Origin of the sequence: Flavobacterium sp. 38-13, assembly GCF_001899155.1 — a bacterium.
In the GTDB taxonomy this organism is placed as follows: Bacteria; Bacteroidota; Bacteroidia; order Flavobacteriales; family Flavobacteriaceae; genus Flavobacterium; species Flavobacterium lindanitolerans.
In genome coordinates this window covers 1-18558 of the sequence record NZ_MKVG01000005.1, presented here as the reverse complement: position 1 = coordinate 18558, position 18558 = coordinate 1, and the positions used below count along the sequence as shown (strand labels likewise).

Genomic DNA, 18558 nt, shown 5'->3' with positions numbered 1-18558 from the left:
GAGTTCTTAATCATATTATTGTTAGATTTTAACGCGGATTAAGTGGATTTACGCCGATTTTCACGGATTTTTGATTCATTTTAATCATCATTCAGACTTTAAATAACTCTTTTTCCCTCTGATTATGCAGATTCTCACAGATTTATTGGACTCTGAATCTCTTTAATCATCTTAATCTGCGGCAAAACATAACCCTTTTTTAGCCGTTGATTAAAAAGATTATCACAGATTAATCTACGTCTTATTATTTTTTACTACAGATTAACGGATTTCCATAGATTTTAACAATTAAAATCATTTTAATTCGTGATATATTTCAAATTCATTTTAATTAACTGTACTTTCGCCAAAAATAAAATCCATTAAAAATGAGTTTAGAACGAGATTTGATGAAACGTAGTGGCGGGAAGTGCGAACTTTCCGGAGCAACAGAAAATTTAAAAGTATACCAAATACTTCCAACCCGAAAAGGAGGCATCGAAGAGAGTATACTTGCCAGTGCAACTTGCATTGAGCAGATAGAAAACCCTGAAAAAACAGACCCTAATCTTTGGAGATGTCTTAATGAAAGCATGTGGAGCGAGCACCTGCCTGTTCAGGTTGTGTCATGGAGAATGTTGAGCCGTTTGGGAAAACAGGACCTGTTGGAACAAATGTATCTGGAAGAAGAAGATTTAGCCTGGGCAAAAGCAACCGGAGAAGGTGACGATGACGATACTAAAATTGTACATAAAGACAGTAACGGAGTAACCTTACAAACCGGAGATTCTGTTGTTTTGATTAAAGACCTGAAAGTAAAAGGTTCCAGCATGGTTGCCAAACAGGGAACCGCAGTCCGAAACATCCGTCTTGACCACGAAAATGCAGAATATATTGAAGGAAAAGTGGATGGACAGACTATTGTTATTATTACACAATACGTGAAGAAGATATAACTTTTAGATAGCAGATTTCAGATTTGAGACGGCAGAAAGTAGAGAGATGTTTAACATTCTTAATCTGAAATCTGAAATCTGAAATCCGAAATCCCAACTATCCATTATCCACTACCAACTATCAACTATTTAATCACTTGCCTGGCGATTTCAACCTTAAACTTCTTTCCTTTCATCTTTTCATCTTTGATATTTTTAAGAAGTTCTTTTATCTTTTTTGATTTGACCGCTGCGAAAGAAACAAAATCTTTCACTTCAATCAGACCCAAATCACCTTTTTCCAATTTTCCTTTCTGCGAAAAGAACCCGACAATATCGATCTTGTTCAATTTATTCTTCTTCCCTCCGGAAATATATAATGTCTGAAATACCGGAGGCTCCGGCAAAGAAACAGTATTCGCAATATCAAAAACTTCCTGGTTGTAATCAATATAATCCAGCTTCTTTTCGCTTTCATGCACAATTACATAAGCTGTTCCGTAAGCCGTCATCCTTGCCGTACGTCCATTTCGATGTGTAAACTCATCTTCTTTCATTGGGAGATGATAATGGATAACATGTTTCATTTCCGGAATATCCAATCCCCTGGCAGCCAAGTCTGTCGTAACCAGATAGCTCACACTTCCATTCCTGAACTGAATTAAGGCACGCTCCCGCTCCTCCTGGTCCATTCTTCCGTGATAATAAGTCGTGTAAATTCCTCTTGCATTCAGTAAATCACTAATTCGTTCAGCGGCATCGCGATGGTTACAGAAGATTAATGCCGATTCAGAACCTAAAGAACAAATCAGTCGGAATAAAGTATTGATTTTGTCTTTCTCTTCAGAAATGACGGTTTTTATAGAAAGATTGCTTTTTTCTTCATTATCGGAAGTAAAATCCAAAATTTCAGGATTCACCACCCTTGTATATTTGGGAATTTCAATATCAGAAGTGGCAGAAACCAGAATACGTTTGTCCACTTTTGGCAAACGGGACAAAATAAAAGACATCTCCTCATGGAATCCAAACTGCAACGACTTGTCAAATTCATCTAAAACTACAGTACGTATCTTATCTGTCCTGAATGTTTCCCTGTCAATATGGTCGGCAATTCTTCCGGGTGTTCCAATCAGAACGGCCGGCGGATTACTCAGATTTTTAATTTCCGTTTCCATTGAATGACCACCATAACAGGTATTGACCTTATAGCCTGTACCCATTTTTTTCCAAACCTGTTCAATCTGTAAACCTAGTTCCCTGGATGGCACAATAATCAGACATTGCACAGAAAGAATTTCAGGCTGTAAGGTTTCAAAAACAGGCAATAAAAAAGCCAGGGTCTTCCCTGAACCTGTTGGCGATAATAATAAAACCGAATTATTCTCTAAAATGGCTTCCTGCGCCGCGAGCTGCATTTCATTCAGGCTTTCAATGCCTAAATTCAGCAGCAGATTGTTGGAATGGTGATTGTTCATACTGCAAAGTTAATTTTTTAATGATGAATTACGAATTATGAATTACGACCGACACAAATTCGTAATTTTGATATTTTCAAATCAACCTATGAAATATCTTCTTCCAATTTTCTTACTTTCGATTATGGCCAACGCTCAAAATACAGATTTCCTGACTCCTTATGAAAATGGAAATGGAAATCAGACTGCTACTTATGAAGAAACAATTGCCTATTTCCAGCTTTTAGACAAAAATTTCGAAACGATTTCCATGCAGGAAATGGGACTTACCGATTCGGGCGAGCCACTACATATCGTAACCTATAATAGTGACAAGGAGTTTGATTTTGAAAAAATTCAAAAAGACAAGGCTGTCCTTTTAATCAACAATGGCATACATCCAGGTGAACCCGACGGGATAGACGCCACAATGATGCTCTTTAGAGATTTGGCTTTAGGAAAAATCAAAATTCCAAAACATTTGGCCATAGTTGCTATTCCTGTCTATAATATTGGCGGTGCTTTGAACCGCAACTCTTTTTCGAGAGCCAACCAAAACGGCCCGGAAAGTTATGGTTTCAGAGGAAATGCAAGAAATTATGACCTGAACCGCGATTTTGTGAAGTCTGACACCCGCAATGCCAGAAGTTTTGCCCAGATTTTCCATCTTGCCAATCCTGATATCTTTATCGACAATCATGTCAGTAATGGTGCGGATTACCAATATACGTTCACTTATATTGCCACGCATTATCAAAAACTGGGTGGTAATCTTGGGAAATTTTGGAATACTGACATGTTGCCCTCTTTATTATCCGACTTAAAAAAGAAAAAAACAGAATCGGTACCCTATGTAAACATTCACGACCAGAAACCTGATGGCGGTTTTGATGCGATGATGGATTATCCAAGATATTCAACCGGTTTTGCATCTATGTTCAACACCATTGGCTCAATGCCCGAAACCCATATGCTGAAAGATTATGCATCAAGAGTAAAAGTAACCTATGACTATATGGCTTCTACAATTGAATATGCTGATAAGAATCATGCAAAAATCAAGAAACTGCGAAAAGAAAACCTGCTGAATTACCTTCCGGGGCAAAAATATACGTTGCTATGGACACTGGATACGGACAAGGTTTCAAGTATCCCGTTTTTAGGATATGAAGGAGCTTACAAGCCAAGCGAAATTTCGGGCAAACCGAGGCTTTTTTATGACCGTTCCAAACCTTTCAGCAAAAACATACCCTATCATAAGGAATACAAACCTTCGTTAGAAATAATTATTCCGGAAGCGTATATCGTTCCAAAATCATGGTGGCCTATTATCGAGCTTCTAAAAATCAACAATATTGAAATGTCACCTCTTGAAAAAGCTGTTGAACTTGAAGTAGAAAGCTATCGAATTAAAGATTTCAAAACCAGTTCCTCTGCCTACGAAGGCCATTATCCACACCATTCCGTTTCCGTCATTCCTACCAAGAAAAAAGTAACGTTTAAAAAAGGGGACTTTTTAATACAGACGCAGCAACCTGGTGTTAAATATCTGTTGGAAACTTTAGAGCCGCAAGGTAATGACTCTTATTTTGCATGGAATTTTTTCGATTCGTTATTGCAACAGAAAGAATATTTTTCAGCTTATGTCTTTGAAGACCTTGCCAAACAATTACTGGATAAAAATCCGGAAATGAAAGCCGAATTTGAAAAGAAAAAATCAGAGGACTCAAAATTTTCGGATTCAGGCGAAGCCCAATTGGACTGGATTTACCGCCATTCCGATTACTATGAAAAAACACATATGGAATACCCGGTTTTCAGAGTAATGGCACCAATTAAACAGTAATAAAAAAGCTCCTATTTCTGGAGCTTTTCTGTTTCAAATAACAGCTTGATATTTTCGTAAGAGTTTTTTAACGCTTCCTGAATCTGCTCGGGATTGAGCCAAGCCACTTTTTCTATTCCTTCTTCTTCCTGAGGTTTGGGAGTTCCTTCAAAATTAGTTTTCATTTCAAACCAATGGGTAATCTTTAGCTTATACCTTCCATTGCGAATAAAAACATGATATGTTTTTTGAAGTTTTTTTGTTATTGACAAACCGGACACACCTGTTTCTTCACTAACTTCACGAATTGCCGTATTTTCAATCTCCTCGCCTTTTTCAATACCGCCTTTTGGCAAATCCCATTTCCCGTTTCTGAAGATAAAAAGTACCTCCCCTTTTTTATTATAAACCAATCCGCCCCCAGCCTTATTCACCGGAATCTTTTCTTTGAGCTTTTTCATAATTTCCTTTTCGTCAGGATGATACAGATAAGCCTTTTGAATTTTATTTTGAAACATTTTCACTATAAGCTGATGAATATCAACACTTTCCAAAAGAAAAAATTGAAAATCGGTTTCTTTAACTATCTCATTAGTTAAAAAAAGTGGTTTATCGTTGACAAAAACTTTATACATTTGTAGTATGATTTTTAATAAAGACACCGCCCAAAAAACAGCCGAATTGCTTTTACAAATAAATGCAATTAAATTGAATCCTAAAAATCCTTTTACATGGGCTTCCGGATGGAAATCTCCCATTTACTGTGATAATAGGATAACACTCTCATTTCCACCAATCAGAAATTACATCCGCGAAGAATTTTCCAAAAATCTGGAAAAACAGTTTGGAAAACCTGATGTGATTGCCGGTGTGGCTACAGGAGCTATAGGAATTGGAATGCTTGTTGCTGAGTATATGGGACTTCCGTTTGTTTATGTACGTCCGGAGCCAAAAAAACATGGAAGACAAAACCAGATTGAAGGCTTTTTACAAAAAGGCCAAAATGTTGTAGTCATTGAAGACCTGATTAGTACCGGAAACAGCAGCCTTCTGGCCGTTGAGGCATTAAGGGAAGCCGGAGCTAACGTAAAAGGAATGGCAGCCATTTTCACCTATGGATTTGATGTTTCTGTTGAAAACTTCAAAAAAGCAAACATCGACCTGTTTACTCTGAGCAATTATGAAAATCTTCTGGAATTGGCAGTAGCTAAGAAATACATCACAGAAGAAGAGCAAGAAACATTAAAAATCTGGAGCAAGAGTCCTTCGACCTGGAATGTTGAAAATGACAATGCTTCTGTAAAATAACATTAACCGCAGCAACATGAATTTAGAAAGTCCGAAAACGAGCGTCCAAAAACCAGCTCAATATATGTTTGACCAATTGACAGACGTAAAGAATTTTGAAAAATTAATGCCGGATAACATTGCAAAATTTGAAGTTACAGGCGAAGATTCTTTTATTTTTGGATTAAAAGGAATGCCTGAAATCAAATTAAAGATGAAGGATAAAGTAGCCCCTACTAAAGTAGTTTTAGGAGCTGCAAGCGACAAACTTCCTTTTTCACTTACGGCAAACATCACTCCTGTTTCTGACGATTCAAGCGATGTACAGCTATTTTTTGAAGGCGAATTTAATGCCATGATGGCCATGATGGTCAAAGGGCCTATCAGCAAATTCATCGAAACCTTATCCGGAAACATGCACAAGCTGTAAAAAGCCGATAAACAGATATAACAAAAGCCTTTCGTTTGAAAGGCTTTTTTATTTTTAATATAACATTCTGATTTCCTTTATTTCATAAGATTTCACAAAATCATCTTCTAATGTCAGATGAAGTTTACCGGATTGGTCAACACCATTGATGATTCCCATGAATTTGTTTCCTTTTACATTTTCAAAAGGCATGGGTATTCCTTTTTTGTAAAGACAGGCGTGGTATTTTTCCCAAATGGATTGGGTGTTTTTATTCAAGATTAGGGAAACATTTCGTATCAGGCATTCAATAATCGGAATCAAAATGGCATCCTTATCAAGTTCCCTGCCCATCAAAAGTGACAAGGAAGAAGCTTTTGGAAGATTTTCAAAATCTCTTTGGTTGACATTAAGCCCAATACCAATAATTGAAAAGATTTCGCCATTGCTTTTGATACTGTTTTCAATCAATATGCCACCTATCTTTTTACCTTCTGCCAAAATGTCGTTTGGCCATTTTATCGCCAAATCCTTAATTTCTAAAAAAGATAAAGCTTCAATAATACTCACCGCAGTCGCCACATTCAAATGAAAAATCTGATTCACTTCCAGCAACAAATCTTTAACCAAAACACTAAAAGTCAGGTTTTTACCCGATTCAACATTCCATTTCGACCCCATCTGACCCTTCCCATCTGTCTGGTTTTCAGCAGTAACAATAGTGAAGTTTTCAACGAATTGTTGCTGCAATAATCCCTTAAGATAATCGTTGGTAGAGTTAATGGCATCGAGTTTGATGATGTTCATAAAAAATAATTGAAGTTTATCGTTTTTAATCTTATGTTAAGGTTCAAAAATAACGACAAAAAATGATAACTTTGCGAAAACATAAAATTTTTAAATGGCGAAAAAAAATATAAGCAATGACGATCTGTTAGCCCACATCATCAAAGGGATTGAAGAAGTAAAAGGCAATGACATTGATATTTTAGATTTAAGAGCAATCGACAACACCGTTTGTGATTATTTTGTAATCTGCAACGGTACTTCAAATACTCAGGTTAACTCCATAGTTAACTCTGTCCAAAAAACAGTTTCAAAAGAATTAAAAGACAAGCCCTGGCACGTTGAAGGTACAGAAAACGGCGAATGGGTGTTGATGGATTATGTGAATATTGTTGTTCATGTTTTCCAAAAGCATATCCGCGAGTACTACAACATCGAGAGCTTGTGGGGTGATGCTAAAATCACTACAATCCAAAACAAATACTAAAAAAGAAAAGATAGCAATGGCTAAAGATAACAATACAAATCCTAACCCTAAAAAATTCAGGTTAAGCCCATGGTGGATTTACGGTGGCTTGATCTTGTTTTTCTTTATCCTGAATTGGGCTTCAGGAGGCTCAAGTTGGGGAGAAACCAGTAAGGCATCAGCTTCTGACTTTAACAAACTGCTTGAAAAAGGGCAGATTGAAAAAGTTGTTGTGTATAACAAGAGCGAAGCTGAAATTTTCTTAAACAAGGAAGGACTAGCTGATCCGGCAAATAAAAAAGTAACCAAAGATATTTTCGACAAGCCAAACCCAGGGCCTCACTATATCCTTGACAATATTGGAAATGATGAGCTTTTCCAGAAGAAACTGGAAACAGCACAATTGGAAGGAAAGCTAAAAGATTACAACTTTTTGCCAAAAAGTAACTGGAGCGAAATCTTTATCGCTTTATTGCCAATCCTGATTATTGTTGGTATCTGGCTTTTCATCATGAGAAGAATGTCAGGTGGTGGCGCTGCAGGAGGTGGCGGGCAAATTTTCAATATCGGAAAATCCAAAGCAAAATTATTTGATGAAAAGACCGACGTAAAAGTAACATTCAAAGATGTTGCCGGACTTGAAGGAGCAAAAGAAGAAGTACAGGAAATCGTTGAGTTCCTGAAAAACCCTGAAAAGTATACTAATCTGGGAGGAAAAATCCCGAAAGGAGCGCTTTTAGTAGGCCCTCCGGGAACTGGAAAAACCTTATTGGCAAAAGCAGTTGCCGGCGAAGCAAAAGTACCGTTCTTTTCGCTTTCAGGTTCTGATTTCGTTGAAATGTTTGTGGGTGTTGGTGCTTCCCGTGTAAGAGACTTATTCAAACAGGCAAAAGAAAAATCTCCTGCCATCATATTCATTGACGAGATTGATGCTGTTGGGCGTGCAAGAGGGAAAAATAATATTTCAGGCTCAAACGATGAACGTGAGAATACATTAAACCAGTTGCTTACTGAAATGGACGGTTTTGGCACAAATACCAACGTAATTGTTTTAGCAGCGACGAACCGTGCCGATGTATTAGACAAGGCATTAATGAGAGCCGGTCGTTTTGACAGGCAGATTTATGTAGACCTGCCGGACATCAGAGAACGTAAGGAAATTTTTGAAGTGCATTTGGGTCCATTGAAAAAAGTGGAAGGTCTCGATACAGACTTCCTGGCAAAACAAACCCCTGGATTTTCAGGAGCTGACATTGCCAACGTATGTAATGAAGCAGCTCTTATTGCAGCCAGAAAAGATAAAAAAGCCGTTGACAAACAGGATTTCCTCGATGCGGTTGACAGAATTATTGGAGGTCTTGAAAAGAAAAACAAGATTATCACACCGGAAGAAAAACGAGCTATCGCTATCCACGAAGCCGGTCACGCAACTGTAAGCTGGATGTTAGAACACGCTGCACCACTAATCAAAGTAACCATTGTTCCTAGAGGACAAAGCTTAGGTGCTGCCTGGTATCTTCCGGAAGAAAGACAGATTGTAAGGACAGACCAGATGCTGGATGAAATGTGTGCTACAATGGGTGGACGTGCGGCAGAAAAAGTAACTTTCAACCGAATCTCTACAGGTGCATTGAGCGATCTTGAAAAAGTCACAAAACAAGCCAGAGCAATGATTACGGTTTATGGTTTGAATGATAAGTTAGGAAACGTTACGTATTATGATTCATCAGGACAAAGCGAATACAACTTCTCAAAACCCTATTCTGAAGACACCGCAAAGATTATCGACAAGGAAATTTCAGACTTAATCGAAGGTCAATACCAGAGAGCAATCAAAATTCTTGAAGAAAACAAGGATAAATTGAACCAATTGGCAGATATTCTGATAGAAAAAGAAGTAATTTTCAAAGATGACCTTGAGACAATTTTCGGCAAACGTGCTTTTGGTGAAGCAGTTGAAGAAGTCTTCGAAGAATAAATTTCACTTTTTAAGAATTTTTACAAAAATCTTAATTCGAAAGCAGTTTTGAATTAAGATTTTTTTATCTTTGATTGTTTTGAAATTGCAAACAAAGAATTTGGCCAATTTATGAGTCTGTTTAAAAAACTTTTTGGCGCCAGCGAATCCTCTGATGACGATAAAGATGGCAACTTAAGTCCATTCAATCCCGAAACTGTAATTCCGGCGGATGAATTATTTACCCTGAACTTTAAAAAGAACGGAGGCAAATTCTTGTATTGCGAAAATCTTGAGGAAGCAAAAGACCATTTTGAGCACATCCTTGAAGAAAACGATTGGTTTGAATCAGAAGCACTCTGTTTTGAACCAAAACTTTTCAGTCTGCTTGAAGAAAACAAGCTTTCCTATACCAAACCTACAAATCCGAGATTTCTTTTAGCCAGTTGCGAAAATCTGATTGCTGACGAAGGTTCCGTTTTGTTTTCATCCAACCAAATCAAACAATACAAACCTAACGAATTGCCTGGCAATATTGTTATTCTTGCTACAACAAGTCAAATCTTGGGCAGCAAAAGTGATGGGCTTCGTGAAATCAAAAGAAAATATGAAAAGGATTATCCTACCAATATTACCACAATAAAATATTTCGAAAAAGCAAAAGACGAGGATTTTCTCCAATACGGAAGCGTAGCCAAAAATCTCTATCTTCTGCTTTTAGAAGATCTTTAAAATGCGCGAAACCCTAACGAGATCACTATCCGGACTGGTCTACATACTTCTATTGATTGGGGCCACTCTCTATTCCCATGACAGCTTTCTTCTGCTTTTTGGAATGTTTCTGGCTGTATGTACCGCCGAATTCTGTGATTTGGTAAACCTGCAGAAACCGATTCCCATATTGCTTGCCATTGGAGCCTATGCCCTGTTTGCGTATTTCAACACCTTTAACAAAACCAATGACTGGCTACTGACAGGAGCAGCACTTTTTGTTTCCGTCAGGCTCATCCTATTCCTGTTCAGCGAGAAAAGACAGAAAGTAGACAGGCAATCAAAATATGTTTATCTGATTGGCTATATCATACTTCCTGTTATTATCCTGACCAAAATTCCGTATGAAGGAACAGTATTCAATCCAAAAATCCTGATTGGTATATTTATTCTGATTTGGACCAATGACACCTTTGCTTACATTGTTGGAAAATCTATTGGTAAAAGAAAACTTTACGAAAAAATATCACCTAAAAAAACCATAGAAGGCTTTCTGGGAGGATTAGTCTTTACAATAATCGCCAGTATTCTTATCGCTATTTATTTCATCAATCAGCCGGTAATCCTATGGATTATCTTTGCCCTGATTGCCGGAATCTTTGGCACCATTGGAGATTTGGTCGAATCTAAATTCAAGAGAATTGCCGGAGTTAAAGATAGCGGCAAAATTATGCCGGGACATGGGGGCATCCTAGATCGGCTAGATAGTATTATATTTGTATCACCATTCATTTTTTTGTTTTATCAAATTTTAGATTATGTTTAAGTTTCACAAAGAAGGAGCAAAAATTATTCTTATTACCTGTGCAGTAGTCGTAGCAATAGTTTTGCTGACTGATTCGCTGATTCCTAATTTCTGGGTTTTAAAAACCATTCAGGTTATCTCGTTATTATTTCTTATATTAGTGCTACAGTTCTTTAGAAATCCAAAAAGATATACCCAGATAAACGATAATCAGATAATTGCTCCGGTTGACGGAAAAGTTGTCGTGATTGAAGAAGTTTATGAAGGCGAGTATTTTAAAGATAAAAGACTCATGGTTTCCATTTTCATGTCTCCGATTAATGTGCACGTTACCCGATATGCCATGAATGGAGTAATAAAATACAGCAAATATCACCCTGGCAAATATCTTGTGGCCTGGCATCCGAAAGCAAGCGAGGAAAATGAAAGAACGACAGTAGTTATTGAGAATACTACTTTCGGAGAAATATTATACCGTCAGATTGCCGGAGCTTTAGCAAGAAGAATTGTTAATTATGCCAAAGAAGGAATGCAGGTAATCCAGGGAGAAGATGCCGGATTTATAAAATTCGGGTCAAGAGTAGATTTGTATCTTCCTATCGGTACTGAAATTAACGTAAAACTGAATCAAAAAGCAGTTGGAGGAATAACCGTAATCGCAACAAAGTCTTAATGTCGGAAAAAGATTTAGATACTCTGTTTGAAGAAGCCTATGAACTGGCATCAAATATGACAGAACCTTTACCACAGGATGTCATGCTACGCATTTATGCCTATTACAAACAGGCAACCCAGGGCACTGCTAAATCAAAAAGGGTTACCAGTGTAGATTTAAGGGATGCTTTCAAAACAAACGCCTGGATACAGATTAGTCACCTGTCCAGCGACGAAGCAAAACGACTTTATATAGAAACAATTCATTCACTTATTAAAAAATAATTATGAAAAAAACGCAATTATTTCTTTCGAGCCTGGTATTGGCTTTCGTATTGCAATCTTGCAATAAAGAAAAAAAATTAGAAGAAGTAGAAGTACCATTGCCAGTAACTGAAGAGAAAGCACCTATGGGCAATCCTGACGATGTAGCAGCAGAACCGGGAGCTTTTAAAATGATGAAACTTCCTTATGCCTATGATGCATTAGAGCCGCATATTGATGCTAAAACCGTTGAAATCCACTATTCAAAACACCACGTTGGATATGTAAACAATCTGAACAAGGCTATCGCCGGAACAGCATTGGAAAAACAAACCATCGAGGAAATCCTGTCTAAATTGGATTTAGAAAATAAAGCGGTACGCAATAATGCCGGAGGATACTACAACCACAACCTTTACTGGGAAATCATGGGACCTAAGAAAGGCGGCGAGCCTACTGGTGCTCTTGCAGAAGCAATCAACAAAGACCTTGGTTCTTTTGAAAACTTCAAGACACAGTTGACGGAAGCGGCTACAAAACAATTTGGTTCAGGATGGGCATGGTTAGTAGTTGACAAAACAGGTAAACTTGTTATTGGCAGCACACCAAACCAAGACAACCCATTGATGCCAAACATGTCAGTTTCCGGTACTCCAATCCTAGGTTTGGATGTTTGGGAACATGCTTACTACTTAAAATATCAAAACAAAAGACCAGATTATATCACTGCCTTTTTCAACCTGATTAACTGGGATGCTGTTGCTAAAAAATACGAAGCTGCAAAAGCTGCTTCTGCTCCTAAAGCATAACAAATTCATATAATAATAAAAAGCCCCAAATTATTGGGGCTTTTTTATTTGATATACTATTGCATATTATTTTAAGCTGGCAAGACTTTGCTCAATAGTAGCAATCTTGGCCAAAGCATCAGCTTCTTTCTTTCGCTCTATTTCCAATACTTTTTCAGGAGCGTTGTTCACAAATTTCTCGTTAGACAATTTCGCCTGAACTGATTTTAAGAAGCCTTGTGTATATTTCAATTCTTCAGTAAGCTTTGCTATTTCTTCTTCCACATCAACAGAACCGCTGATAGGCACAAAATACTCGTTGGATTTTGCACGGAAGGTTAAAGCGCCTGTTACAGCTTCAGAAACATATTCCAAAGAACTTAGGTTGCCTAATTTTGTAATTACCGCATCAAAATATGTAGAAGAATTATCATTGTTGATAGCTTTCAATTCGATGGCATCTTTGAAAGGGATATTTTTCTCTTTTCTGATAGTTCTTATTCCGGAAATAACTTCTGCTGCAAAATCAAAATCTGTAATCAATTTGGCATCAAATGATTTTGATTCCGGCCAGGTCGAAATGATTAAGGCCTGTTCAGGAGTCCTTTCCGTAATATGTTGCCAAATTTCTTCCGTCAGGAACGGCATGAACGGATGCAGTAACTTTAAATTGCTTTCCAACATCTCAATTGCCTTGGTCAATGTTTTTCTGTCAATTGGTGACTGATAAGCCGGCTTAATCATTTCAAGGAACCACGAGCAGAAATCATCCCAAACCAATTTATAGATAGCCATTAAGGCATCTGAAATTCTGTATTTTTCAAAATGATCTTCAATTTCTACCAAAGTCTGCTGCAATTTTGCTTCAAACCATTCAACAGCCACTTTTGACGATTCCGGCTGCGGTATAGTATCACTTACCTCCCATCCTTTTATCAGACGGAAAGCATTCCATACTTTATTGGTAAACGCCTTACCCTGATTGCACATTTCTTCATCAAACAGGATATCATTTCCGGCTGATGCACTCAATAGCAACCCAACACGAACACCATCTGCACTAAAGTTATCAATCAAATCCAGCGGATCAGGAGAATTTCCTAATGATTTGGACATCTTGCGTCGTTGTTTGTCACGAACCAAACCTGTCAGGTAAACATTGGTAAAAGGTTTTTCACCGGTATATTCATATCCGGCAATAATCATCCTGGCTACCCAGAAAAACAGGATATCCGGACCTGTAACCAAGTCGTTTGTTGGATAATAATATTTAAAATCTTTGTTTTCAGGTTCCATAATGCCTCCAAAAACAGACATTGGCCATAACCAGGCTGAAAACCATGTATCTAAAGCATCAACATCCTGACGTAAGCCCTCTGCTTTCAAATCTGCCTTGCCTGTTATTTTTTGGGCAAGAACCACAGCATCTTCTATTGTTTCGGCTACAACAAAATCTTCTTTGCCATCACCATAGAAAAATGCAGGAATTCTGTGTCCCCACCAAAGCTGACGGGAAATATTCCAATCGCGGATATTTTCAAGCCAATGACGGTAGGTATTTTCAAAACGTTTTGGATATAATTTGATTTCTTCAGTTTCAAGAACTGCTTTGATGGCAGGCTTAACCAATTCATCCATTTTCAGGAACCACTGGTCTGACAATCGAGGCTCAATTACCGCCTTTGTTCTTTCAGAAGTTCCTACTTTATTAAGATGGATTTCTGTTTTTGCAACACTTCCATTAGCTTCCAATTCTTTTTCAATTTCTTCACGAACTACAAAACGGTCTTTTCCGGCATAGTGTAATCCAAAAGAATTTAGCGTTGCATCTTCATTGAAAATATCAATTACTTCCAGGTTATGTTTATCCCCTAAAGTCTTATCATTCATATCATGTGCAGGAGTTACTTTCAGACATCCTGTACCAAATTCTACATCAACATACTCATCTTCGATAATAGGAATTACCCTTCCGGCTATCGGAACAATTGCTTTTTTTCCTTTCAGGTGTGTAAAACGCTCATCATTCGGATTGATACAGATAGCAGTATCCCCAAAAATAGTCTCCGGACGTGTTGTTGCAATAGTCAGGAAATCATTACTCCCTTCAATCTGATATTTCAGGAAATACAATTTCCCTTGTCTTTCTTCAAAGATTACTTCTTCATCAGACAAAGTTGTCTTTGCTTCCGGATCCCAATTGACCATTCTATAGCCGCGATAAATCATACCTTTGTTATATAAATCAACAAAAGACCTGATTACAGAAGCAGACATATCCGGATCCATAGTAAACTTCGTTCTTTCCCAATCGCAAGAAGCACCCAGCTTCTTTAATTGATCGAGAATAACACCTCCATATTTATGAGTCCAATCCCAGGCATGCTCCAAAAATTCTTCACGGGACAAATCATTTTTATTGATTCCTTCCGCTTTTAATTTTGCCACAACTTTTGCTTCGGTTGCAATCGACGCGTGATCCGTACCAGGAACCCAGCAGGCATTGAAACCCTTCAGGCGCGCACGACGAATCAGAACATCTTGTATAGTATTATTCAACATATGCCCCATATGTAGTACGCCTGTGACGTTTGGTGGCGGTATTGTAATAGTATAAGGTGTTCTGTGATCCGGTTCTGAATGGAAATAATTATTTTCCATCCAGTAGCTGTACCATTTTTGCTCTACTGATTTGGCATCGAATTGTGCTGGAATTGTCATCTTTTCGTCTTCGTTTTTTCTATTTTGTTTTTGTCTGCTTATTAAAATCCGTAATTGTCAAGTTTTTCTTGCTTTCAATCTCTTTAAAAAACAAAAAATAAGCTTGGTATGAAATTTGCGAATATTAAGGCACAAAAGTAATTAAGTATGTGCAGTATAAAAAATTAAGATTTAATAATTTGCACTTTAATCAAAACTAAGTAATTTTACTGAACACTAACTAAAATTTTTATGATGAAAAAAATACTAAGTCTATTTGCAGTTATGATGTTTGCCGTTTCAGCAATGGCACAAACCGGACCAAAAATCGAGTTTAAGGAAGAAACAATAGATTATGGAACTGTCACTAAAGGTGAAGACAACGGCTTGAGAGTTTTTGAATTTAAAAACATTGGTGATGCGCCTTTAATCATTAACGATGTAAAATCATCCTGCGGATGTACCGTACCTACAAAACCACAAGAACCAATCATGCCTGGAAAAACAGGAAAGATTGAAGTACAATATAACATGAATCCGGGTCCTATAAGCAAGACTATTACTGTACAGTCTAATGCTGTGAATAAAGATAGCGGTATTATTCCTTTACGAATAAAGGGAAATGTCATTGTCAAAGAAGAAGTTAACCTGATGGAGAAAAAGAAAACACTTCCAAGTTCATAAAAAAATCCCGCAATTGCGGGATTTTTTTATAATATTTTCTTAAGCTGAAACTTGAAGGCAATAATTTTGGATTCTCTTTCAACATCTATATAAATCCATTTCCCTTCTTCCGATTGTAACAGATCACTTATTTTCTGGATTGTATAACCATGGGTCATTTTTTTATTTATTCTAACAATTTTATCTCCCGGCTGTATGCCTGCAAGATCAGCAGGAGAACCAGTTCTCACACTGGCAATTTCAAAAACCGGTTTAAGTGAAAATTTATATCTGAAATTGTTATCATTAAAATTATCCAACCCTCCATCTACTTTCACACCATAATTGGATTTTGTTTCAAGTCTTATCGCTTCTTGTACAAATTCTACCCCTTTATGCTGTACTACAATACCACTCATGTTGTAGTTAAAGGGCTTTTTAAATTTTGAATTTTTTTTCAGATATATAAATTGTTCCTGATAATCTAAAACAACATTAAATCTATGCAAAATTTCACCTCCAACAGAACCGTTTCGTCCTTCTATAATTCCAATCTTAGGAAAATATACTTCTTCAGGATAGGAAACCAGAGCTTCATCTAAAGTAAAATCTGCAATCCTTACTGTCCTGACCCTGGATTTTTTTCCAATAATCAGTCCATTAAGCCCGCTGCCTAAAATATCTTCAAAATAATTGTTTCCGGCTCTTATTTTCTTATTTTGAAATAGCCATAAGCCATCACCCAAGCCAATATCTATCAAAAGCTTCAAGTCTAACGTATCTTCTTCAATCTTAGCAACCACATCAATATAAGGTCGCTTGTCTATAACCTTTATAGGATGTTTGAGATACTTTTTAAATTTTTTCTTTGCAAGGAATTTTCTGGTCCTATGAATTGTCACTATCTTTTTTTGATAATTAATTTCTATTGGATACTCCTTAAAAAACGAATAACCTATAACCCCATTCACAGGAATACCCAATCTCGATGAAAAATTTACATCCTGATCAAGTACTATTAATATGGGAAACTTATTATCCTCATAGGAAGATATTTTAATTTTATTATCAACGGAAAGCAAGGCTTCAATAATTTCTTCCGACCCTATGCCTCTAACTTTTACTTTTTTATAATTTTTAAATTGTATAGTATCATTTTCAGGAAGACTAAAAATCATTGAATTATCAGCTCCGGTATCTAGCAACATATTTAGTTTGACATTATTAATCTCAACAGGAATAATAATAAGGTTGTAAATATGCTGAAAAGGAATTTCAATCTTATCTTTATGTGAATTCCATTGAAAACCTTTCTGGGCAAAAAGCGAACTCGAAACAACCAATAAAAAAAGAACGAGTATTCTTAATTTCATATGCAGTTTTTTAATATTAAATGTAGAAAATTTTAATGAATTGATAACATTTTAACGTTCTTTTGGACGACTTTTTTTCTAATTTTCTTGAAAAAAAGTCGCAAATTTGCAGACAAAACAATAAGTCATGCCAAAAATTTCTACTAAAGGACAGCACATGCCCGAATCGCCAATACGAAAATTGGTTCCCTATTCAGAAATAGCAAAAAAGAAAGGCCACAAAGTCTATCATCTTAACATTGGCCAACCTGATATCAAAACTCCGGAAGTTGCTCTGAACGCAGTAAAAAATAGCAATATTACAGTTTTAGAATACAGCCATTCTGCAGGTTTTGAAAGCTACAGAAATAAGCTATCGCAATATTATCAAACCCACGGATTACCTATCAATACTGCTGATATAATCATAACAACAGGCGGATCAGAAGCTTTGCTTTTCGCTATGGGCAGCACAATGGACCAAGGCGATGAAATCATCATTCCTGAACCATTCTATGCAAATTACAATGGGTTTTCAACTGCTTCGGGAGTTACAGTTGTTCCTGTAATTTCAACAATTGATGAAGGTTTCGCATTGCCTCCAATTGCAGCTTTTGAAAAGCTAATCACACCAAAGACAAAAGCAATCCTTATTTGCAACCCTGGAAACCCAACCGGATATTTATATTCAAAAGAAGAAATACTACAGCTTGCCGAAATTGTAAAAAAACACGACCTGTTCCTGATTGCTGACGAAGTATACAGAGAATTCATTTATGATGGCGAAGAACACTTTTCTATCATGAATGTTCCTGGCTTAGAAGAAAATGCTATCATGATTGATTCTGTTTCCAAAAGATATAGCATGTGCGGAGCACGTATTGGATGTATCGTTTCTAAAAACAAAGAAGTAATGGCTACTGCTATGAAATTTGCACAGGCGCGTTTAAGCCCACCTACTTTAGCGCAAATTGCCAGCGAAGCTGCTTTGGATACTCCTCAAAGTTATTTTGATGATGTTATCACAGAATACAAAGACAGACGTGATACTCTTATTGCAGGATTACAAAAGATAGAAGGTGTTAAAGTTGCTACTCCTAAAGGAGCTTTTTATTGCATTGCTAAACTTCCTGTAAAAAATGCAGACAATTTCGCACAATGGTTATTGGAGTCCTACGATTTAAATGGTGAAACTATTATGGTTGCTCCAGCTGCAGGATTCTATTCTACACCTAATGTGGGATTAGATGAAGTGCGAATTGCCTATGTACTTAAAAAAGAAGATCTGATTCGATCAGTAGAAATTCTTGAAGACGCATTAAAGAAATACAATAATAAATAAGAATAAAATAATAAAAGAAAGCTCCTGAAACGGGAGCTTTTTTTGTACCTACTATTATCCCTAAAATATTACAAATTAAAAAAGGCTTCCAAATCTGGAAGCCTTTTTTAGTAGTAACCTTTATAATTATTATCTCTTCAGCGAGAAGTGAGCCTTGAACTCCTTGCTCGCGTTGTTC

The 18558-nt window shown here is 36.9% G+C and carries 18 protein-coding genes; 13 read left to right on the top strand and 5 right to left on the bottom strand.

Annotated elements, in window-relative coordinates:
- The first annotated feature begins 368 nt into the window (after nucleotides 1-368).
- Nucleotides 369-935, top strand: coding sequence for a PhnA domain-containing protein (locus BGO88_RS01800; protein WP_056073886.1), 567 nt, complete (start codon nucleotides 369-371; stop codon nucleotides 933-935).
- Nucleotides 936-1060: 125 nt separating this feature from the next.
- Here BGO88_RS01800 and BGO88_RS01795 read toward each other — a convergent pair whose 3' ends face one another.
- Complete coding sequence (locus BGO88_RS01795) at nucleotides 1061-2392, bottom strand: DEAD/DEAH box helicase (protein WP_286705748.1); 1332 nt, start codon at nucleotides 2390-2392, stop codon at nucleotides 1061-1063.
- Nucleotides 2393-2480: 88 nt separating this feature from the next.
- Between BGO88_RS01795 and BGO88_RS01790 the strand changes: the two genes are divergently transcribed.
- Nucleotides 2481-4217: a M14 family metallopeptidase gene (locus BGO88_RS01790; protein WP_286705747.1), complete on the top strand. Its 1737-nt coding sequence runs from the start codon at nucleotides 2481-2483 to the stop codon at nucleotides 4215-4217.
- Between the two features lie 11 nt (nucleotides 4218-4228).
- Here BGO88_RS01790 and BGO88_RS01785 read toward each other — a convergent pair whose 3' ends face one another.
- Complete coding sequence (locus BGO88_RS01785) at nucleotides 4229-4831, bottom strand: NUDIX hydrolase (protein ID WP_101472444.1); 603 nt, start codon at nucleotides 4829-4831, stop codon at nucleotides 4229-4231.
- 7 nt (nucleotides 4832-4838) lie between these two features.
- Between BGO88_RS01785 and pyrE the strand changes: the two genes are divergently transcribed.
- A complete protein-coding gene (gene pyrE / locus BGO88_RS01780) occupies nucleotides 4839-5504 on the top strand; it encodes an orotate phosphoribosyltransferase (protein WP_286705746.1) in 666 nt (221 codons plus the stop codon).
- 16 nt (nucleotides 5505-5520) lie between these two features.
- Nucleotides 5521-5913, top strand: a complete 393-nt coding sequence (locus BGO88_RS01775) for an SRPBCC family protein (RefSeq protein ID WP_286705745.1) — start codon at nucleotides 5521-5523, stop codon at nucleotides 5911-5913.
- Between the two features lie 54 nt (nucleotides 5914-5967).
- Here the strand turns inward: BGO88_RS01775 and BGO88_RS01770 are convergent, their stop codons facing one another.
- On the bottom strand, nucleotides 5968-6699 hold the full coding sequence (locus BGO88_RS01770) for a biotin--[acetyl-CoA-carboxylase] ligase (RefSeq protein ID WP_286705744.1): 732 nt from the start codon (nucleotides 6697-6699) through the stop codon (nucleotides 5968-5970).
- A 94-nt stretch (nucleotides 6700-6793) separates the two neighbouring features.
- Between BGO88_RS01770 and rsfS the strand changes: the two genes are divergently transcribed.
- From rsfS to BGO88_RS01735, 7 genes are all read left to right on the top strand, one after another.
- On the top strand, nucleotides 6794-7165 hold the full coding sequence (rsfS, locus tag BGO88_RS01765) for a ribosome silencing factor (RefSeq protein ID WP_056073898.1): 372 nt from the start codon (nucleotides 6794-6796) through the stop codon (nucleotides 7163-7165).
- Nucleotides 7166-7181: 16 nt separating this feature from the next.
- Complete coding sequence (gene ftsH / locus BGO88_RS01760; RefSeq protein WP_286705743.1) at nucleotides 7182-9122, top strand: ATP-dependent zinc metalloprotease FtsH; 1941 nt, start codon at nucleotides 7182-7184, stop codon at nucleotides 9120-9122.
- A gap of 111 nt (nucleotides 9123-9233) precedes the next feature.
- Entirely contained in the window at nucleotides 9234-9833 is a 600-nt protein-coding gene (locus tag BGO88_RS01755; RefSeq protein WP_056073901.1) for a lactate utilization protein B/C, read from the top strand.
- A gap of 1 nt (nucleotide 9834) precedes the next feature.
- Nucleotides 9835-10638 carry a phosphatidate cytidylyltransferase gene (locus tag BGO88_RS01750; protein WP_286705742.1) on the top strand — a complete coding sequence of 268 codons (804 nt, stop codon included), beginning with the start codon at nucleotides 9835-9837 and terminating at the stop codon, nucleotides 10636-10638.
- The gene (locus BGO88_RS01745; protein WP_056073904.1) at nucleotides 10631-11290 is read left to right on the top strand and encodes a phosphatidylserine decarboxylase family protein; all 660 of its coding nucleotides are present in this window, start codon (nucleotides 10631-10633) and stop codon (nucleotides 11288-11290) included. Before BGO88_RS01750 ends, BGO88_RS01745 begins: the two co-directional genes overlap by 8 nt.
- Nucleotides 11290-11556, top strand: a complete 267-nt coding sequence (locus BGO88_RS01740; RefSeq protein WP_056073905.1) for an acyl-CoA-binding protein — start codon at nucleotides 11290-11292, stop codon at nucleotides 11554-11556. Before BGO88_RS01745 ends, BGO88_RS01740 begins: the two co-directional genes overlap by 1 nt.
- A 2-nt stretch (nucleotides 11557-11558) precedes the next feature.
- Entirely contained in the window at nucleotides 11559-12344 is a 786-nt protein-coding gene (locus tag BGO88_RS01735; RefSeq protein WP_082482261.1) for a superoxide dismutase, read from the top strand.
- A 66-nt stretch (nucleotides 12345-12410) separates the two neighbouring features.
- Here the strand turns inward: BGO88_RS01735 and BGO88_RS01730 are convergent, their stop codons facing one another.
- Nucleotides 12411-15044 carry a valine--tRNA ligase gene (locus tag BGO88_RS01730; RefSeq protein WP_286705741.1) on the bottom strand — a complete coding sequence of 878 codons (2634 nt, stop codon included), beginning with the start codon at nucleotides 15042-15044 and terminating at the stop codon, nucleotides 12411-12413.
- A 234-nt stretch (nucleotides 15045-15278) separates the two neighbouring features.
- On the opposite strand from BGO88_RS01730, the gene BGO88_RS01725 reads away from it, so the two are divergent.
- On the top strand, nucleotides 15279-15707 hold the full coding sequence (locus BGO88_RS01725) for a DUF1573 domain-containing protein (RefSeq protein ID WP_056073909.1): 429 nt from the start codon (nucleotides 15279-15281) through the stop codon (nucleotides 15705-15707).
- Between the two features lie 26 nt (nucleotides 15708-15733).
- Here the strand turns inward: BGO88_RS01725 and BGO88_RS01720 are convergent, their stop codons facing one another.
- Nucleotides 15734-17059: a PDZ domain-containing protein gene (locus BGO88_RS01720; protein ID WP_286705740.1), complete on the bottom strand. Its 1326-nt coding sequence runs from the start codon at nucleotides 17057-17059 to the stop codon at nucleotides 15734-15736.
- A 127-nt stretch (nucleotides 17060-17186) separates the two neighbouring features.
- On the opposite strand from BGO88_RS01720, the gene BGO88_RS01715 reads away from it, so the two are divergent.
- Nucleotides 17187-18380 (top strand): pyridoxal phosphate-dependent aminotransferase, encoded by a 1194-nt coding sequence (locus BGO88_RS01715; protein ID WP_286705739.1) that lies wholly within the window; start codon nucleotides 17187-17189, stop codon nucleotides 18378-18380.
- Nucleotides 18381-18558: the final 178 nt, after the last annotated feature.

Bases quoted from the DNA above. Each gene is read 5' to 3' on its own strand.
- BGO88_RS01800 (WP_056073886.1), top strand. From the start codon at position 369: ATGAGTTTAGAACGAGATTTGATGAAACGTAGTGGCGGGAAGTGCGAA.
- BGO88_RS01795 (WP_286705748.1), bottom strand. From the start codon at position 2,392: ATGAACAATCACCATTCCAACAATCTGCTGCTGAATTTAGGCATTGAA.
- BGO88_RS01790 (WP_286705747.1), top strand. From the start codon at position 2,481: ATGAAATATCTTCTTCCAATTTTCTTACTTTCGATTATGGCCAACGCT.
- BGO88_RS01785 (WP_101472444.1), bottom strand. From the start codon at position 4,831: ATGTATAAAGTTTTTGTCAACGATAAACCACTTTTTTTAACTAATGAG.
- pyrE (WP_286705746.1), top strand. From the start codon at position 4,839: ATGATTTTTAATAAAGACACCGCCCAAAAAACAGCCGAATTGCTTTTA.
- BGO88_RS01775 (WP_286705745.1), top strand. From the start codon at position 5,521: ATGAATTTAGAAAGTCCGAAAACGAGCGTCCAAAAACCAGCTCAATAT.
- BGO88_RS01770 (WP_286705744.1), bottom strand. From the start codon at position 6,699: ATGAACATCATCAAACTCGATGCCATTAACTCTACCAACGATTATCTT.
- rsfS (WP_056073898.1), top strand. From the start codon at position 6,794: ATGGCGAAAAAAAATATAAGCAATGACGATCTGTTAGCCCACATCATC.
- ftsH (WP_286705743.1), top strand. From the start codon at position 7,182: ATGGCTAAAGATAACAATACAAATCCTAACCCTAAAAAATTCAGGTTA.
- BGO88_RS01755 (WP_056073901.1), top strand. From the start codon at position 9,234: ATGAGTCTGTTTAAAAAACTTTTTGGCGCCAGCGAATCCTCTGATGAC.
- BGO88_RS01750 (WP_286705742.1), top strand. From the start codon at position 9,835: ATGCGCGAAACCCTAACGAGATCACTATCCGGACTGGTCTACATACTT.
- BGO88_RS01745 (WP_056073904.1), top strand. From the start codon at position 10,631: ATGTTTAAGTTTCACAAAGAAGGAGCAAAAATTATTCTTATTACCTGT.
- BGO88_RS01740 (WP_056073905.1), top strand. From the start codon at position 11,290: ATGTCGGAAAAAGATTTAGATACTCTGTTTGAAGAAGCCTATGAACTG.
- BGO88_RS01735 (WP_082482261.1), top strand. From the start codon at position 11,559: ATGAAAAAAACGCAATTATTTCTTTCGAGCCTGGTATTGGCTTTCGTA.
- BGO88_RS01730 (WP_286705741.1), bottom strand. From the start codon at position 15,044: ATGACAATTCCAGCACAATTCGATGCCAAATCAGTAGAGCAAAAATGG.
- BGO88_RS01725 (WP_056073909.1), top strand. From the start codon at position 15,279: ATGAAAAAAATACTAAGTCTATTTGCAGTTATGATGTTTGCCGTTTCA.
- BGO88_RS01720 (WP_286705740.1), bottom strand. From the start codon at position 17,059: ATGAAATTAAGAATACTCGTTCTTTTTTTATTGGTTGTTTCGAGTTCG.
- BGO88_RS01715 (WP_286705739.1), top strand. From the start codon at position 17,187: ATGCCAAAAATTTCTACTAAAGGACAGCACATGCCCGAATCGCCAATA.